Origin of the sequence: Kitasatospora sp. NPDC098663 (assembly GCF_044760075.1) — a bacterium.
Classification (GTDB): Bacteria; Actinomycetota; Actinomycetes; order Streptomycetales; family Streptomycetaceae; genus Kitasatospora.
This window is the reverse complement of sequence record NZ_JBIWAP010000085.1, coordinates 1-15,916: the sequence shown is the minus strand read 5'-3', so window position 1 is coordinate 15,916 and position 15,916 is coordinate 1. Positions and strand designations below refer to the sequence as shown.

15 protein-coding genes are annotated in these 15,916 nt (G+C 67.7%); 11 read left to right on the top strand and 4 right to left on the bottom strand.

The window, feature by feature from the left end:
• Window positions 1-398, top strand: a 398-nt coding sequence (locus ACIQVZ_RS40930; protein ID WP_402457837.1) for a hypothetical protein, incomplete at its 5' end; no start/stop codon positions are given.
• A gap of 103 nt (window positions 399-501) precedes the next feature.
• Window positions 502-1,332 carry a hypothetical protein gene (locus ACIQVZ_RS40925; RefSeq protein WP_402457834.1) on the top strand — a complete coding sequence of 277 codons (831 nt, stop codon included), beginning with the start codon at window positions 502-504 and terminating at the stop codon, window positions 1,330-1,332.
• 123 nt (window positions 1,333-1,455) lie between these two features.
• Here ACIQVZ_RS40925 and ACIQVZ_RS40920 read toward each other — a convergent pair whose 3' ends face one another.
• Window positions 1,456-2,742, bottom strand: coding sequence for a trypsin-like serine protease (locus tag ACIQVZ_RS40920; protein ID WP_402457831.1), 1,287 nt, complete (start codon window positions 2,740-2,742; stop codon window positions 1,456-1,458).
• 598 nt (window positions 2,743-3,340) lie between these two features.
• Here ACIQVZ_RS40920 and ACIQVZ_RS40915 point away from each other — a divergent pair.
• The gene (locus tag ACIQVZ_RS40915; protein ID WP_402457829.1) at window positions 3,341-3,919 is read left to right on the top strand and encodes a hypothetical protein; all 579 of its coding nucleotides are present in this window, start codon (window positions 3,341-3,343) and stop codon (window positions 3,917-3,919) included.
• Between the two features lie 186 nt (window positions 3,920-4,105).
• Here ACIQVZ_RS40915 and ACIQVZ_RS40910 read toward each other — a convergent pair whose 3' ends face one another.
• The 3 genes from ACIQVZ_RS40910 to ACIQVZ_RS40900 all read right to left on the bottom strand — a co-directional run bounded on the left by ACIQVZ_RS40910 (window position 4,106) and on the right by ACIQVZ_RS40900 (window position 6,700).
• A complete protein-coding gene (locus ACIQVZ_RS40910; RefSeq protein WP_402457840.1) occupies window positions 4,106-4,807 on the bottom strand; it encodes an SGNH/GDSL hydrolase family protein in 702 nt (233 codons plus the stop codon).
• 17 nt (window positions 4,808-4,824) lie between these two features.
• Window positions 4,825-4,986: a hypothetical protein gene (locus ACIQVZ_RS40905; RefSeq protein ID WP_402457827.1), complete on the bottom strand. Its 162-nt coding sequence runs from the start codon at window positions 4,984-4,986 to the stop codon at window positions 4,825-4,827.
• Window positions 4,987-6,190: 1,204 nt separating this feature from the next.
• Window positions 6,191-6,700: a helix-turn-helix domain-containing protein gene (locus ACIQVZ_RS40900; RefSeq protein WP_402457823.1), complete on the bottom strand. Its 510-nt coding sequence runs from the start codon at window positions 6,698-6,700 to the stop codon at window positions 6,191-6,193.
• A 421-nt stretch (window positions 6,701-7,121) separates the two neighbouring features.
• On the opposite strand from ACIQVZ_RS40900, the gene ACIQVZ_RS40895 reads away from it, so the two are divergent.
• The 8 genes from ACIQVZ_RS40895 (at window position 7,122) to mobL (ending at window position 15,835) form a co-directional block, all read left to right on the top strand.
• Window positions 7,122-7,514 carry a hypothetical protein gene (locus tag ACIQVZ_RS40895; protein ID WP_402457820.1) on the top strand — a complete coding sequence of 131 codons (393 nt, stop codon included), beginning with the start codon at window positions 7,122-7,124 and terminating at the stop codon, window positions 7,512-7,514.
• Window positions 7,515-7,651: 137 nt separating this feature from the next.
• The gene (locus ACIQVZ_RS40890) at window positions 7,652-8,956 is read left to right on the top strand and encodes a hypothetical protein (protein ID WP_402457817.1); all 1,305 of its coding nucleotides are present in this window, start codon (window positions 7,652-7,654) and stop codon (window positions 8,954-8,956) included.
• A gap of 58 nt (window positions 8,957-9,014) precedes the next feature.
• Window positions 9,015-11,222 (top strand): phage tail tip lysozyme, encoded by a 2,208-nt coding sequence (locus tag ACIQVZ_RS40885; protein WP_402457815.1) that lies wholly within the window; start codon window positions 9,015-9,017, stop codon window positions 11,220-11,222.
• 254 nt (window positions 11,223-11,476) lie between these two features.
• Window positions 11,477-12,403: a hypothetical protein gene (locus ACIQVZ_RS40880; protein WP_402457813.1), complete on the top strand. Its 927-nt coding sequence runs from the start codon at window positions 11,477-11,479 to the stop codon at window positions 12,401-12,403.
• On the top strand, window positions 12,400-13,101 hold the full coding sequence (locus ACIQVZ_RS40875) for a hypothetical protein (protein ID WP_402457810.1): 702 nt from the start codon (window positions 12,400-12,402) through the stop codon (window positions 13,099-13,101). Before ACIQVZ_RS40880 ends, ACIQVZ_RS40875 begins: the two co-directional genes overlap by 4 nt.
• A gap of 354 nt (window positions 13,102-13,455) precedes the next feature.
• Window positions 13,456-13,980 carry a hypothetical protein gene (locus ACIQVZ_RS40870; RefSeq protein WP_402457807.1) on the top strand — a complete coding sequence of 175 codons (525 nt, stop codon included), beginning with the start codon at window positions 13,456-13,458 and terminating at the stop codon, window positions 13,978-13,980.
• On the top strand, window positions 13,980-14,855 hold the full coding sequence (locus ACIQVZ_RS40865; RefSeq protein WP_402457806.1) for a hypothetical protein: 876 nt from the start codon (window positions 13,980-13,982) through the stop codon (window positions 14,853-14,855). The genes ACIQVZ_RS40870 and ACIQVZ_RS40865 overlap by 1 nt, the downstream gene beginning before the upstream one ends.
• A gap of 269 nt (window positions 14,856-15,124) precedes the next feature.
• Complete coding sequence (gene mobL / locus ACIQVZ_RS40860) at window positions 15,125-15,835, top strand: relaxase MobL (protein ID WP_402457803.1); 711 nt, start codon at window positions 15,125-15,127, stop codon at window positions 15,833-15,835.
• The last annotated feature ends 81 nt before the right edge of the window (window positions 15,836-15,916 follow it).

Below are 15,916 nucleotides of genomic sequence, written 5' to 3'. Positions count from 1 at the left end.
CCCGCCCGCAGTACGACCGGCCCCGGGCCGGCTGGATGGCCTGCGCCTATGGGGCCGTGGCCCTGGGCATCCTGACGCTGGTCCCGTCCCTGCCCTCCCTCCACCATGTGGCGGTGCTTGGCGGCTACTCCGGGGCCATGGCCTGGCTGTGGGCCGCGCTCCCCGTCGGCGCGGCCGCCACCGGCCTGCTCACGGTGATGTTCCTGCTCGTGCTCGGTTCCAAGGTCGGGACCTGGCCGATGGTCATGCTCGCGTTCGGGTTCGCCGCAGTGGTGGGTGCCGACGGCTACGACGGCGCTACGACGGCCATGTGGACGGGCATGGCCGCCTTCCCGCTGGCTACCCTGGCGGCTCTCTTGGCCACTGGCCGCGCTGCCCGCCTGGGGGTGTTCAGGTGAGAGCCCGCCTGCAGGCCCGCCACGGGATGATCTTGGATGGGCTGCGGCAGGGAGCGGTGGAAATTCCGTGCGAAGCCGCGCCTTGCGCTGCCAGCATCGGAGCATGACCAGCAGCAGCACCGCCACGCCCTCAGCTCAGCCGGAGCCCCGCCATGATGTTGATCTCGCTCAGGTGATGTTCCGCAGGGCCGACATCGAGAGCCAGCGGGCGGCTGCGTACGCCGCGCAGGCCGAGCAGGAGCGAGCCGTCGGCCTCAGCGGCCTGGAACGCCGGGCCCGGGAGCGCGACGCGGTGATCTCCGCCGTGGTCCTTGTCCAGGCATCCGTGGAGGCGTTCATCAACTGGACGCACATCCAGGCCGGACACGCGGTGAGCAGCATGACCTTCACGAAGCGAGCCGCGGCGGTCACCGCGTCGGCCGCGGTCCTCAACCCGGCAGCCGGGGCCTTCGCGTGGAGTGCGGCCGAGAACGACTTCTTCACCGAGCTGACCAAGTGGCGCAATTTCCTCGGCCACGCCTCGCCGACTTCCCGTGACTGGCTTCGCGAGCTGCTGGTGTCGCGCGGGGAGGTACCCGACGGCGCCAGCGATTCGCAGATGATGGAGTTGCTGACCGCACCGCTGGCGGCGAGGTTCGTGGACACCGCGCGCACGCTGATGGCCCGAGCTGCCGGGGCGAGCGGCATCGGCGCCCCGTTCAGCCACGGCGCGTGGCACGCTCCCGACGAGCTTGCCGAGCCGCTTCTGGAAGACCCCTCAGCGCTGCGTTCACTGTTGCGGGCCGTCCTGCGCCGTACCGGGACGTTGTCGCTGCCCGCCGATGAGCTGTCGCGTGAGCTCGATCAGCAGCGTGCCGGGCGAGTCGGCCTGCGGGTGCGGTGGAAGCCCGGACGGCGTCGACGGCCGGGCCGGTGGACGAGCAAACGCGGGTGACCGTCGATTCGCTCGCGGTGCTTCCGGTCACCAAGTGGCTTCGAGAGCGCGGCGGAGGCGAGGGCCGGCTCTTACCCGGGCGGCCCGGGGCGGGTATCGCGAGCCCGCCGCCGAGGGCAGTTCCTACAGTGCCGACCACCCGAACTTCGACGCGATCGGGTCCAGCGGCGTGAAGTACCCGGTAGAGAAGCAGGTCGTCGACGACGACGTGCCTAAGCAGGTGACCTTCGCTCCGTTGTCCCCGGCGATGATCACTCCGACCGGTGCCATCGCATCGCCCTGCGGGTTTGCCACCGCCGGGCCGCCGCTGTCGCCCTGCGCCACCGCGATGCCGCCGTTGCGCGCGCGCACCTCCGTCACGGCGGTGCGCCCGTCCGAGGTGCTCATCCCGACGTGCGTCACCTCCAGCTCGCAGTGAAAGCCCGACGTCGCGCCGGAGAAGCACACGCTGTGTCCCTGGTCGACGCGGGCCGGACCGTACAGCGGCCGGCTGTCCCCGGAATTCCATGCTCCGCTGTAGAACCGGGCCTCGGGCACCTGGTCGGTCGTGATGACCGCAACGTCGAGGGCCTTGTCCGAGGCGGTGACCTCGCCGACCACGCGCTGCCCGTTGTACACGTTCCCGCTCGTTTGGCAGTGCGCGGCCGTCAGCAGCACCCGCTTGCCGCTCACCCAGCCCGGCACCCCGACAGAGCACTCGCCGTTGCCCGACACCCGCAGGTTCGCCCCCGATGTCCACGGCGGCGCGTCACTCTGCCGACTGCCGCGGGTCGGCACCGGCACCGCGCCAACCTCGGGGTGCACGGGCATCCCCGCGATCTCCTCCACGCGCTTCTCGTACGCTGCGACCGGCGATCCGGCCGGGGCCAGGCGCTTCGTCGCCTTCGGCTGGTAGGTCAGTAGCAGGCCGCTGCCGTCTGCGGCCGGGCTGATCGTCGACCACTCCCTCACGTCGTTGCCCACCACCGCGACGAATCGGCCGATTGCCTGCTCCATCTCCGCCTTCGAGTACACGGCCGACCGGTACCGCACGTCGTACTCGGGGCTCACCGGCCCCACCGGGTCCTGTCTGGCCTTCGCACGGGCGCCCGGCCGCCAGGCGTCGACAGCGGCCCCTACCGGCGTGGGCACGGGCCCCTTCCAGAACAGGTCGAGGGCGTGGTCGTCCGGCCGGAATACGATCGACGTAAAGCCGGAACGGTCGACCTGCCCGCTGTCGACCAGGCGATGGATCTCGTCCGCGATCGGTTGCAGGTACCGCTCATGGTGGTCGGCGCTGAGCAGGATCGCCGGTTGCAGGCGCGTCGCGAGCTGGGGCTCCTGGCGGCTGGCCTGGCCGCGTGCGACAGCGATGGACGCGGTGCCGAGAGCCAGGACGGCCGCCGCGTACAGGAGTTTCGATCCGCGCATGGAGACACCATAGAGTGCCCGAAGCCACTACGCGGAGTTATCGGATCGTATGCATGCCGCCCGCAGGTCAGCTCTTTGACCGGGTAGCAGCGCAACGACCAACGCGACCAGCACCGCCTGCGTTCGGCCCTTGCCGTCCTTGCCAGCGCGGCGCAACCCGGCCTTGGCGTACTTCTCTACCATGCTGGTGGACTTCCAGTCGTCCGTGATAACCATCATCTTCGCTGGGCTGTAGCCCTGGGCTGCGAGATCGGCCGGCACCCCGGCCCGCAGACCGTGCTGGCAGGTCTTCAGGACTGGCCTCGACCCGGACGGCCGCACCACCACCGTGGGCGTCGTCGGCGACCTCGCCGCCGCCCGGACCTGGCTGGAGGCCCACTACCCCGGCCGTACGGCGGTGGTGCGGCAACACCCGCAGACCGGATGGGGCTGATACGCCATAACGGCCGCGCAGTCGCGGGCACTGGACTATCCTGCGAGGCAGGCACGGTCGCCCGTGCCGCCGTCATCAGCCCTGGAGGGCTCCGCCGGTGAAGCACCCCGGCCCGCACCTGGCTGCGCCCTGCGCCGGGTGATCCCGAATCCTCCGGAGGCCACCGTGAAGCAGTCCGCGCTGACCGTCATGAAGCAGCCCGAACCGATCGTCGCCCTCGACAAGCGGACCCTCACCGGCCACCGCGTCGTCGTCACCTTGCGGCCGGAGGTGGGCACTGTGTGGGGCTACTGGATGGAGGCCGTCGTCGACGGCAAGCTGGTGTACGAGCGGTACACAGCCCCGGTGCGACGCAACGCCTGCGATGTGCCCGGCCAGCCGCACCTCCTCAGCGTCGGCTGGAAAACGGCCGTGTCGCTGACCAACGAGGAAGCCGACGGCATGGACGCGGCGAAAAAGGAGTGGACGGAGCGTGTGAAGCGAGCCGCTCTGGAGGCGCGGCCCAGGGCAAGGATGCGGGTTCTGCCGGAATACTCCACCCTGGATGTCCCCGCGGGGATGATCGTGGAGGACGAGGGCCGGCCCGTCATGTCGCTGGGTGTCGCTGCGCGGCGCTGGACCGATGACGGCTGGTCGCACGGCATCGCGGCCGAGGACGGCCACCTCTACGACATCCGGGTCCGCGAACTCACCCCGCCCGAGCGGGCCGACTACGAGGCCGAGCAGGCGTCCGCCCGCGGCTAGGTGCTCGGCGAGGTGGCGGCCCCAGGTGTGGAGGCGGTCGGTGTCGAGCAGGGGCAGTGCGGCGGCGAGCGCTTGGACGTGTGCACGGCCTGACACGGTCACGGGCAACTCCTCACGGAGAAGGCGGCAAGGGGAGGAGAGGGCGAACGGGGCGCCGGCGAGATGGGCGCTGGCGCCCCGGAGTGCTCAGGAGCCGCTCGGACGGAAGCGGGCGAACAGCGGCCGGTAGACGGTTACGGCCAGGTCGCGTTCCAGCAGCGGGTATTCCAGCAGCTTCTCCACGACCCGGTGTTCGGCCAGGAGGCGCTCGGTCTGCTGGAGCAGCACCGTGTCGCCGAGCTCGCTCAGGTGCACGCCGTCGCTCCACAGGCCGGGCTCCTCGTGCCCGGGGAGCGCGGTGAGCTGGCGGGCGGCCGTGGTGAACGGGCGCCACACGTCCAGGAACAGCGCGCCGTGGTCGGCGGCGGCCTGGGCGGCGGCCTCGTTGTACCGGGCGAGGTCGGTGTTCATCGCGGCCACGGTCACGGGGTCCTCGATGGGCCCGAAGGGCGTTTCGGAGACGACGACGATCTGGCGGCTGCGGTCGCGAAGCTGCCCCAGCATGGCGGAGAGGTGGCGGGTGTACTCGTCGAGGCCGACGGCTTCGGCCAGGTGGTTCTGGTAGCCGCGCCAGACGTCGTTGAGGCCGCAGCCCAGGAACACCAGGTCGTAGTCGCCGTCGGCGGTGGCCAGGTCGGCGGCGACAATGGCGGCGAGATACCGTCGCCGGAGCTCATCGCCAACTGGCCAGAGGTCCGCAAGGAGCGCAAGGCTGAGCTCGGCCGCCTCCCGACTGGCCCCTGAGACGACACCTGGAGCACGAAAACTCCCCGGCTCACCGGGGCCTATTCGTGTGTGCGCTCAGGTCAACGCAGGCCGTCTGTGTCGTCGTGCTCTTCGCCGACCGGGAGTAGCCGACGGCTGCCCCCTTGGTCCTCGCTGTAGATGACCGCGGCGACCGCGCTGTCGTAGGCATCGTTGAGGCCGTTGCCGCTTGTGCCGAGCATGTTCTCCCAGTCGATTCCCATGCCTACGAGCCTAGCCGCACTGCTCGAGGAGCACGGAACTCCCCCTTGGGATCGGCGTACACCGTCACCGGGTTCGGGCCCGGCGCTCTCCCACTCCGAACAAAGCTGTTTGCATAGCTTCTGCACCTGCTGGCACAGGTTGGCTATCACTGTGCCCTTCTCCTGGTAGCAGCAGCTCCTCCCATGCGAGCCGGCCCAGCTCGACCTCGCGCCGGTCGGCCGTCTGGGCTGAGGCGAGCCCCACGGTGAACGGCGGACCGGCTGCCGCGCGCAGGTGTGCGGTGATCTGCCCGGGGGCTACCTGAGGCCGGACCGAGTCGATCCTGTTCAGCGAGTGCCACTGCGAGGGGTCGGGAGGCGCGGCAGTGATCGACCTGTCGGATGCGCCGACAGGTGCGGCTTCGACGCCCTTGGTGGCTCTTCGGTTATCACCAAGGGGCGGGGCAAGGTGGGCAATCTGCCGTACGGATGGCATGCCCCCTGGCTCCAGGAGCAGCACCGTGAACACGCCGGACATCAGCAGCCCGATCGATGAACTGTGGCAGGTGAAGCCCTGAGCGTTCTGGACCGGGGGTAATCAGCAAGCCGGGGTGCCGGACGGACGCCGTGGCTTGGCGGTGGAGGTGATGGTCGCCTTGAAGAACGAACGAAGCAGAGGCGCTGCTCTACGGTGGCGAAAATGGCCGAGATTGTCCGCAGGAGGAGGGGCTTGGAACCTGCCGGTCCCCACGCTGTGGGGTCGACGACCGTTGGCCGTAGCTGTGCCGCACCTGCGGCCAGCCTCGCTCGACCAGGCGTGTCCCCGGTAACTGTCTCAGCTGCGACGAGGCGGTTGCGCGGCTGCCGGCATCTGGGGGGGGACGCACCGAGGACTCTCCAGGTCCCATACGCCGTGGCGGTGGACCTGGGGCTGCGGCATAGGGGTAATCCGGACGCTGAAGGACGACCAGGCGTCGAAGTCCGCCTGCCATGGCCGCGGGATCACGCGCCGTGCCCAGATCCAATCTCATCTCCCGGCGGGCGGCCGTTCAGGAGTTCTCGGCCGCCGAGTTCAATCCGTCCGGAGACTACGTCGACGGCCACCGGGGTCGCGGACCGATGCCGGGCTTGCGGCAGAGAGTTCGACCAGAGCCGATCGGTAGCGGAAGCCCGAGACGGTGAATGTCTACGACCGGAAGTTCAACCAGACCCGCCCGGAACAGCGTCATGAGCCTGGGCATGGGGCCTCTCCGGCCGGCTTGTTGCGGGCATCATGCATCCGGGCGTCGAGAGCGGCCTGGGTCTCAGGGTCGAGTTCGTAGTCGCCGGCGGTTCCAGGGTTGACGTCCAGCGCGTGGGAGCAGAAGCCCTCCCGCTCGGCGGAGAGCTGCTGGATGGTCCAGGTGATCCGGTGGATCTTCTGGCGCAGCCTCTCCCATTCCTGCTCGGCGAGGGCGAGCTCGGCGAGCTGGTTTTGGATCTCAGCCTCGTTCTCCCGGGCGCAGCTATCGCTCACCAGTGTGATCAGAGGAACCCCGAGAGCCTTGGCGGCGGTGACCGCCTCATCGAGCCTCACCGCGCGGGTCTGCTGCTCGATGCGCGTGATGGCGGTGGAGTCAAGGTTCGCGCCAAGCAGTGCGGCCATACGGCGCGCCAGCTCAGCCTGGCTGATGCCGAGGCGTTCGCGTTCTTGACGGAGTCGGCGGGCGAAAAGGTCCCCGGGCAGTGGGTTCATGGCGGTATGGCACTTCCTGGTCAAGATCGCGATTGACGGGGCGTATGGGGGTGGCCCGCCTCGAAATTGAGCAGGCCAGCGTCGCAGCAGTGCTGGGGCAGCACACTACACATCTCGCACTGCGGATTCCACAGGAGTCCATCACGGCCTGCGGTCGCGCGTTGCGGCGTCGATTCACCTCGCTTCCGAGCGCCTTTCAACTGCTTGTCGACAGCCTTTCATGAACCTCTGCTATCCGCAGTTCGAATGAGGTACATTGGCCATCACAGACGCGCACGTACATGAGCCGACAGGCGGGTCGGCGGCATGAAACCGGTCACTCAAGCTCTATTGGCGCCCGCCCGGGTGGGCGATCTGCGCTTGTCGCCTTGTGACTCACTGCCATGTCACCGAATGATTCGAAAGGCGAGAGGAAAGAACTATGACGAAGATCTACGAGGCAGCCGTCCTCACACAGGCCTCCCTGCCGAGCGCAGCCTGGGACCTGACGAGCTTCCTGCAGAACGCCAAGTCCCAGATCCAGCTCTGGGGCGGTCTTCTGCTCATGCTGCTCGGCGCTACCGGCTTGGTATGGGGCGGTGTGCTTCTGATCAAGAAGCTGATGGCCAACCCGCAGTCCGCAGGCAACCAGCAGGGCTGGGGCACGATCGCGCTCCTCATCCTCGTCGGCGGAGCCCTGGGTACCGGCGGGTGGTCGCTGATCTCGACGATCGGCTCCGGCGGCCAGCAGACCATCACGGACCTCGGTGGCGGCACGGTGATCGTCCAGACCGCCGATCAGGTCAGCGGGTTCCTGAGCGGCCCTTCCAAGTAGGAGGCCGTCACAGACCGTGCACACGACCGGGAACAGAGGCGTCGAGCGGACCGGGTCGGTTGAGGTACAAGGCCTCCTCCGGCCCGGTTCGGCATTTCCGGGGCGTAGCGCAGCGCAGGCACGAAGGAGAGCAGAACATGGGGATCAAGGACAAGGCACTGGCCTTCAACAGGAAGTTCAAGCTCGACTCGCACCACGCGATCGAGCGCTTTGGGGTGTTCTTCGGCATCTTCGCGGTCACGGGTGCGATCGCGATCAGCGCATCGGGGGCCTTGGCGTACCAGGCGGAGCGTGACTCGCTTTCGCAGACGGCGCTGTACACCAGCGACTTCAAGACGTCGAAGACGAATCTCGACGGCACCGTCGACGGGGTCTACACCAACAAGAGCGGCGACAAGGCGCTCGTGATGATGCACTTCAGCCCGACCGCTCAGATCTCGTACACCGCCGCGGACTACAAGGCGTTCCTGCTCGGGTCGGACACCTCGCTGAACAGCGAGCCGGTCAGCACCAGCGGGATCAAGGGATCCTTCTACGCCTTCGGCTCGACCGGCTACGTCGGGGTCCTCCTGAACGCCGACCGGCCCTTCGACCGCCAGGTGCTGAACCTGACGGTCCGTGCGAACGCCGAACTCACCACTCCCGGAGCGAAGCAGGCACAGAGCAGTGGCAAGCTGGCCGGCGACGAGACCTTCTCCAAGTACGACCAGTGGCGGGTCTTCTTCAACCCCGGCGCGTCCGGCGTCCAGAAGATCGCGGCGCTCGACGCCCTGGCCTTCGACCCTTCGCAGGCCTACTACGAGGTCGTGCTCAAGGCGAAGGAGGCCGAAGCCAGGGGCGCCCTGGACCGGAAGCTCGTCGAGATGCGCACGAATCTGACGCAGATTCAGTCCTACACGTCCGACCTGCAGACGACGAAGCTCGACGGCCTGTTCCTGCGCCCGCCGACCGTCCCGGTCTCGATTGCCACCGACAAGATCACGGGCGTCTCCGCAGCCGAAGCAAAGGACGGCGTATCGACGCTGGCGCTGCAGACCGAGCACGTCCTCCCGGGCGGCTTCGACCTCAACTGGCGTCCAGGCAACGTCTACGACGGCTACCTCCACGCCCTGGTGCCGACCGGACAGAGCTACGCCCAGTTCTTCACCAAGAAGCGTGACGGGGGCTCGGATTCGACCAGCCGTCAGACCTCGGACATGCAGTGGATTCTCTCGGACGGCACCAACCTCGCCAGGGACTACCAGTCCTCTGACGTGACGATGCGCCCGCTCATGAACATCATGAACAACCTTTCACAGGCGTATCAAAACTACTCCAGGAACAAGTCCCAGTACGAGTCGGACCTCTCGCTCGACCTGCTCCGACTGGACGCGAGCTTGAGGGATGTGCAATCCAACAGCACCATTCGCGACGACAAGGACTTCCTCACCACGCTCTATTGAGTGCGGTGAGGAAGTGACGCAGCCCACCATCTGTCATTGAGCAGGAAGGGAAGACGACATGGCAACCGGCAAGCCGAATCGGAGTCCCAAGAAGGGGACGGCGAAGGACGAGCCGAGCACGACGGTGAGTCAGGGGATGCCCCGGCAGGGTCGTGGGACCAAGAGCCTCGGCCCTGAGGAGGGCACCGAGGGCCCACCCGAAAGCAAGGCCTGCGTGCCCAAGCAGTTCCCGGGGCCGGGAGCTCATTCTTCCGGTCCTTCTGGCGCGGCGAACACTGCGCCGAAGATGCCGGACGCGGCGAACACCGCAGGCACCACAGATGGTGCAGCGACCGCAGGCAAGGCGGCTGGCGCCGCGAATGCCGGGTCGAAGATCAAGCAGGGCATGAACGGCGTCGCCGGGAACATGGCCGGAGGTGCGGCCCAGAAGGCGATCGAGGGAGACGGCAACAGCGCGACCCGCCGTAACGCCGGGCGCTACGCGGGGGCCGCCGTGTCCGGTGCCGTGACCGGCGCACAGGCCGGCGGGCTTCCGGGAGCTGCCATTGGTGCAGCGAAGAACGCCGGAGTCGAGGGGGCCCAGGACGCGGTCAAGGGCGTGTCCAAGGTCACCGGCGGCGGCCCGGACGCCAAGCCTGCCGACGAGCGTGGACTGGGTGCCGGCGGCACGGGCTACGAGCGCGGCGCGCCGAAGGGCGACGAGGGCCTGGGCTCGAAGGCGGCCAAGGGCGTCGCCGTCGGCGGTGGCGCGGCCGCCGCCCCGCCGGCCACGGGGGTGGTCATGGCCATGGCCTTCCTGAACTGGCTGAAGGCCATGTTCTTCGCGGCCATGGCGATGGCTATCAACGCCGGGAAGCTGCTGTGGACGCTCTTCGTCAACATCCTCAAGGCGGTCGGCCACGCGATCGCTGCACCGTTCATGGCGATCGGCAGCTTCATAGCCAACACGGCCGGCGCGGTCTTGGGTGTCACGGTGACGGCCACGGTGGCCCCTGTCGCCGCCGCGATGACGGGCATAGCCGCGGTGACGGCCACCGTGGCCCTGCTGGGTACGGTCCTCACGGGCGTCCTCAACTCGACGGCGCAGACCGAGGGCAGCATCAACGCGAACGGGGCAGCGTGCGCCGTCAACGCAGGCAGCGTCGGCAAGGGCTCCGGGGCTGCCGTACCGGCGGACGTGGAGAAGAACGCCAAGGAGATCTACTCGGTGCTCAGCAGCTGGGGGATGCCGAAGGAGAACATCGCGGGCATCCTCGGCAACTGGTCACAGGAGTCCGGGATCGACCCGACGAGCGTGCAGAACTTCCCCACGGGGACGTACGCCATGACCGCTGCGAAGGCCAGCGCCGCACAGAACACGGACAGCGGCATAGGTCTCGGGCAGTGGACGGGCGGCCGTAACACGTTGCTGCGCCAGTACGCGAAGAGCAAGGGCGTCGACTGGTTCACGCTCAAGGCTCAGGTGGCCTTCATGGTCGATGGTGACAACCCTGGCGATGCCGGGGTCCTCAAGGACATGCTCAAGAGATCGCAGGGCTCACCGCGTGCGGCGGCACTGCACTTCCACGAGAACTGGGAGCGCTCTGCCGACGGCGCGGCCGGGATTACCGCACGAGGCGACAAGGCCGAGATGTGGTTCGGCAAGATGAGCGGTTGGTCGGTCGACAGCTCGATCGTGGGCGGCGTCGAGAACATCGTCGGCGGGATCATCGAGAACATCGTGGACGGAATCAACACGATCCTGGGCAACTGCACCTCCAAGGGTGGCAGTTCCGTATCGCTGAAGAACGGCGGGATGACACAGGAGGAGGCCCAGGGCCTCGTCGACCTCTTCAACAAGGAGGGCGGCAAGTTCCTCGACGATCGGTACGGTCGGGGCGGAGGCCCTGGCTCCTGCGGCGACAACCACGCGATGAACTGTGTGAGCTTCTCCACCTACTTCGTGAACAAGTACACGACGTTCCAGACCTACCCGGCGGGCGATGGCAAGGAGACGGCGTACACGATTGCGAGGGAGGCCGACAAGCAGATGTCCTCGACTCCGACGGCGTACTCGGTGGGCTCCGGCCCGGGCTCGGCCCCCGCCGGCCACACTCTCGTGGTGCTGGGCGTCCAGGGCGACAAGGTCATCCTCGGCGAGGCCGGCTACTGCGCCTTCATGGGTCGGGTTCGCGTCGACAGTGCGGCGCGGATGGCGGCCGAGGGCTGGAAGTTCGTGGACATGTCGGATTCCATGCTCCCCTCCGGGGGGATCAAGACGGTCTGATGCGCTGCATCTGACCTGGGAGCGAGAGGCCGGTGCTGGGCGACCTGGGCACCGGCCTCTCCATGTCCGGCGCAGGCACTGCGCGCCGACTCCACTTTTCGACACTCTCATTGAATAGGTTCAGACTCGGCTGCTAATACCTTTCCGTATAGACTTGAGTCGCCTATGAGGGCAACTTGGAATGAGGAGTGCGTTCGGTGACGACAGCCCATGACGAGTCCGATAGCCCGGGACCCGACCAGGAGACCGGATCGATGCCCGAGGAGAAGCCCGCGGCACCGAAGACGCGCAAGAAGGTCACCGGAGCCGAGCTCGAAGAGCACTTCGCGGGCTGGGCGAAGCGCCAACGAGAACGGGGCCAGGTACCCAGTCGGGAGGACAACGCGCGTCTGGTCCGACGCAGTGTGACCGCGGCGATGGGGGTCGGGATCCTTGCCCTGGTCGTCGCCACGGGCGTGGCCGGCGAGAGCTTCAAGGCGAGCACGGCGGACAACGAGGTCCAGCTCGTCCAGCTCAAGGGACGTCTGGACGATGCCCAGTCCACGCCCGTGACGGCGGACGCCGGCGCTCAGCTGTCCAAGCTCACCGAGGCGGCAGCCGCCGACGCGAAAGAGGTCGCGTCCGGGGAGCAGACCTTCGCCACGCTATACCACCAGGCCGGCGTCCAGCCCAGCCCGAACAACGGGGTTCCGAACCAGGCCACGCTGGGGATCATCGAGCACCGCAGGGACATGGCCCCGCTGTTCAGCAGGGACTCCTTCCTGGTCAGTGACGAGGAGGCATACGGCACCTCGTCGCTGACACCGTTCGACGCGACCGTCGAGATCGATCCACGCTACGCCTGGTACATCCGCTACGACGGCCAGAACGCAGCTGCACCGAGCACGTACGCATGGAAGGTCGAGACGGTGATGCCCGATCTGAGCGCGAAGGACGGCCCGGTGGCGACAAGCCAGGCAAAGGCCGTCTGGCTGTGCCGGGACACGAAGAGCGGTGAGGTGCTCGCCTGGGCGAGTGCACGCTACCTGCACAACGGGACGACGGGGGCCTTCGACCACTTGGCGCTCGTGGTGACCGCCACCGGGGCTCGGTACGGAAACCCCGCGATCAAAACAACAACCGGGTCCGGAGTCCCCGAACTCGGCGACACGGGACCGCAGGAAGAGGGTGGGAAGCGATGACGGAGCAGTCGGCAGCGCCCACGCGGCGGAGACCCCTCCGGCGCAACCTCGCGGCCCTGGCCACGGCACTGGTCCTCGCGGTCGTCGCGACGGTTGCCGGCGTGACCTGGAGCAGCCAGCGCACGGCCCTGGCCGAGCAGGAAGCCCAGATCAAGGATGTCGAGGGTCATCTGGCAGGCATCCAGAAGAAGAACGCCGAGCAAGTGAACGCGGCCGTCATGGAGGCCCTGGGTGTCAGCCGGAACCGGCTGAACACCGACGGTGAGCGCATCATGTCACTGCTCTCGATGGCCTTCACCTGGGACTCGGGACAGACCTATGAAGCGGCGCGCGAGAGCCTGAAGAACCGGTTCGGCCTCACCGAGAACGAGACGTTCCTGAAGTCGTTCATGCCTCCGTCGAGGTTCAACGAGGACGCCCAGCGGCGGCGTTACTACTACATCGACACAGTCGGCCTGAACTCGGCCCTCGGCGCGGATCCGGGCATCGCGGTCGTCGACGCTAAGGCGGGCGTCTACACCTACGCCGTGCTGGCCGACGTCGAGGTCACCACCGACGCGGTGTCCCAGAACAAGTCGAGCAAAGCCAGTGTCACGGCGCACCGGCGCGCACTGCTCTTCGTCACGGTCGATGCCCAGGACAAGGTCTCCAATCTCTCCGGCACCCCAGCGAGTGGCGAGACACGCTATTCCAAATGAACAACACCCCCTTTCGACTCACCTTGTTGATAGAGTTGCATTGATACTTGAGTGGAACAGCGAGTTGGGGAGCAATGGCATCAACACAGCCCGGTGAGTCGAGTGGGGGCGCGGTGCGCAAGACGCGCTTCGTTGCGCCGTCCGCGTCCTTGGCCGATTCGTGGTCTTCACCTACTCCACCTCTCAGGACGGCGCGGTGATGTCGCTGGACGTCTATCTGGCCTCCAGCAAAACCCGCGATGCCCTCGCTGCCGCTGGCGAGGAACAGCCCTCCCCAAACCGACCGGTTGAGCGGAGCGCCCGCCGCTTCAGCACACATCCCGGAAGACCCCGACGAGACGTAAGGACGCGAACATGTCGACCCAGGCCCTGGAGAAGACCGGGACGATCGCCCCGACCAGCACGGCCACGACGGCGAAGCAGACCACGGCGAAGGCCGTGAAGGAGCAGAAGGACTCGAAGCTGCGCACCGGATGGCGGCGTCTGACCCCGAAGAAGGAGGCCAGCGGGTTCTCCGTCGTGGTGTGGGCGGGGTTCTTCCGGGCCATCGTCCTTCTCGCCGACTACCTGCTGGCGTTCATCGCGGCCGTGGTCGTCATCCCGATGCTGGGCGCATGGCTGCACCAGCAGTCGGGAGCATCCCGGGGTGCGCTCAGTGCGGACGGAACCATCGCCATGTGGCTGATGCCGCTCCTCTTCCTGGTCGCACTGCTCACCGCGGGCGAGATCGTCGTGATGCGCGGCATGTGGCGCTGGGCAACGCGGATGATCGCGAAGATCCGGGACGCCCGGGGCGAGGCGACCGGGGCCGACGTCACACCGAAGTCCACGACGAGGACCACCAACCAGAGCAAGACCAACGGCAAGAGGAGCAAGTGATGCGCACCGCAGGACTGACGATGACCGACGTATGGGCCCACCGTGTCCTGCGTGAACGGGGAGTGGAAACGTACCGGCTGGAGGGGGTGACCGCCGAGCTCGGCGTCATGGTCGAATCGCTCGACCTCAGGCACCGGGGCAAGGAGGAGAACTACCGTCCGTATCTGCACATGACGGGCGAGCTCCGCTCGGTCACCCCGGCCAGGGCACTGCCGTTCGGCATCTCCCAGGTGACCTACTCCCCCGGCCAGGGCGAGAAGGTCGATGCTTTCTACGAGTTCGATGACCAGCAGCTGGTCGTGCTCGCCGGCAAGGGCTACTTCACGAGCGGCTTCGCAGTGCCCGAGCAGGTCACTGGGATCGAGTGGGAGCTGCCAGCCACGGCGGACATGCTCGTGCTCGCTCCGTCGGAGGTACAGACCGAAGACGACACGCCCGTGGTCTTCACCCAGATCCACGGCATCGGGGGCTTGGAGATCGATCTCGAGTCCAGCGGCTACGACCTCGCCGGCTACTTCGCCGACCGCTCCAAGAACGGCGTCCCGCGGACTGAGGCTGTGGTCGATGCACGCGGGCTGAAGGCGCGCTCGGACGCGATCAGCTCCCTGTTCACCGAAGCCGAGCTGGGCCTGGACACCGACGTCGAGCAGATCGTCGGAGCGCCCGTGCCCGAGGCAGCGCCGGTTGTCGACGGCATGAACGCTCGCCTGCGGCAGATCGAGGCGGAGATCGCCGCCGAACGGGAGCAGTACCAGACCGAGCGGGCGAGCACCGAGGGCACCACGGAGAACCTCTACCGGGAGCGTGTGGCCGCACCACTGCACAGAGCCGAAGAGCAGAAGGTGCCGTTCGCCCCCCCCGGTCCCGACCCGTGAGGCGCAGCGCGACCTGAGCCCGGATCTCGGCCTGGAGCTGGAGGAGCGGGAGCGAGAGGCCCGTCGACGTGAGGCCGGGCCCGTCCCGAGCCTGGACGAGCGCAAGCGCCAGGTGATCCAGCGTGCGGCCGATCTGGACTTCGGCGAGGACGGCGAGCAGAGCCTGGGTTCCTGAGGACGGATCAGGCACGACGAGCAAGGTCCCGGTTGCTGGCGTACGGCAGCCGGGGCCTTAGTGCACCGGTAGTGAGACAGCGGGGAGAGCGGCGATGAGCCTGAAGCAGGGCATCGTGATCGTCAACGAGTTCAGCGTGCCGCTGCCCGGCGGCAAGGGATCGCGCGGCGCGACGCCGGGCGACTACGTCATCCGGTACATGGCCCGCGAGCAGGCGACGGAGTCACTGGCTCCGATCCAGCGCCTGCGCACCGACGACTTCATCCTGCGCTACATGGCGCGGGAGTCAGCCGTCGAGCGCGCCGGTATCTCGCGGGGCGCGGCGAAGCGTGAGATGCGCCAGGCCCAGGGCAAAGGCGGCGTGGCTTTCGGCTACGGCTCGGTCTCGCTCTCCGACGAACAGCTCAAGGCGGCCAGCAAGGACATCCAGCACTACTTCGACGCCGGGCACACCGTGCTGAAGACCGTGCTGTCCTTCGACGAGGAGTACCTGCGGAAGCACAAGATCGTCGACGTCGACTTCCACTGCGAAGCCCGCGGTGACTACCGCGGGCATATCGACCAGATGAAGCTGCGCATGGCGATCATGCACGGCCTGGAGCGGATGAGCTCGGGCACCAGCGGCTTCGACGACCTGCGCTACGTCGGGGTCATCCAGATCGACACCGAGCACGTGCACTGCCATCTGGCCATGGTCGACGGCGGCCGGGGCCAGGTGACTAAGAACGGCACACAGCGCGGCAAGCTGCTGGACCGGCACAAGTCCCGGCTGCGCCGCGGCGTCGACGCCTGGCTAGATGATTGATGCCAAGGGCTCGTTGGCGCGCATGACATGAAGCGAGGGAGTCCAAAGGTCGGTTGTGACGCCTGACCTGGACTCCCTCGC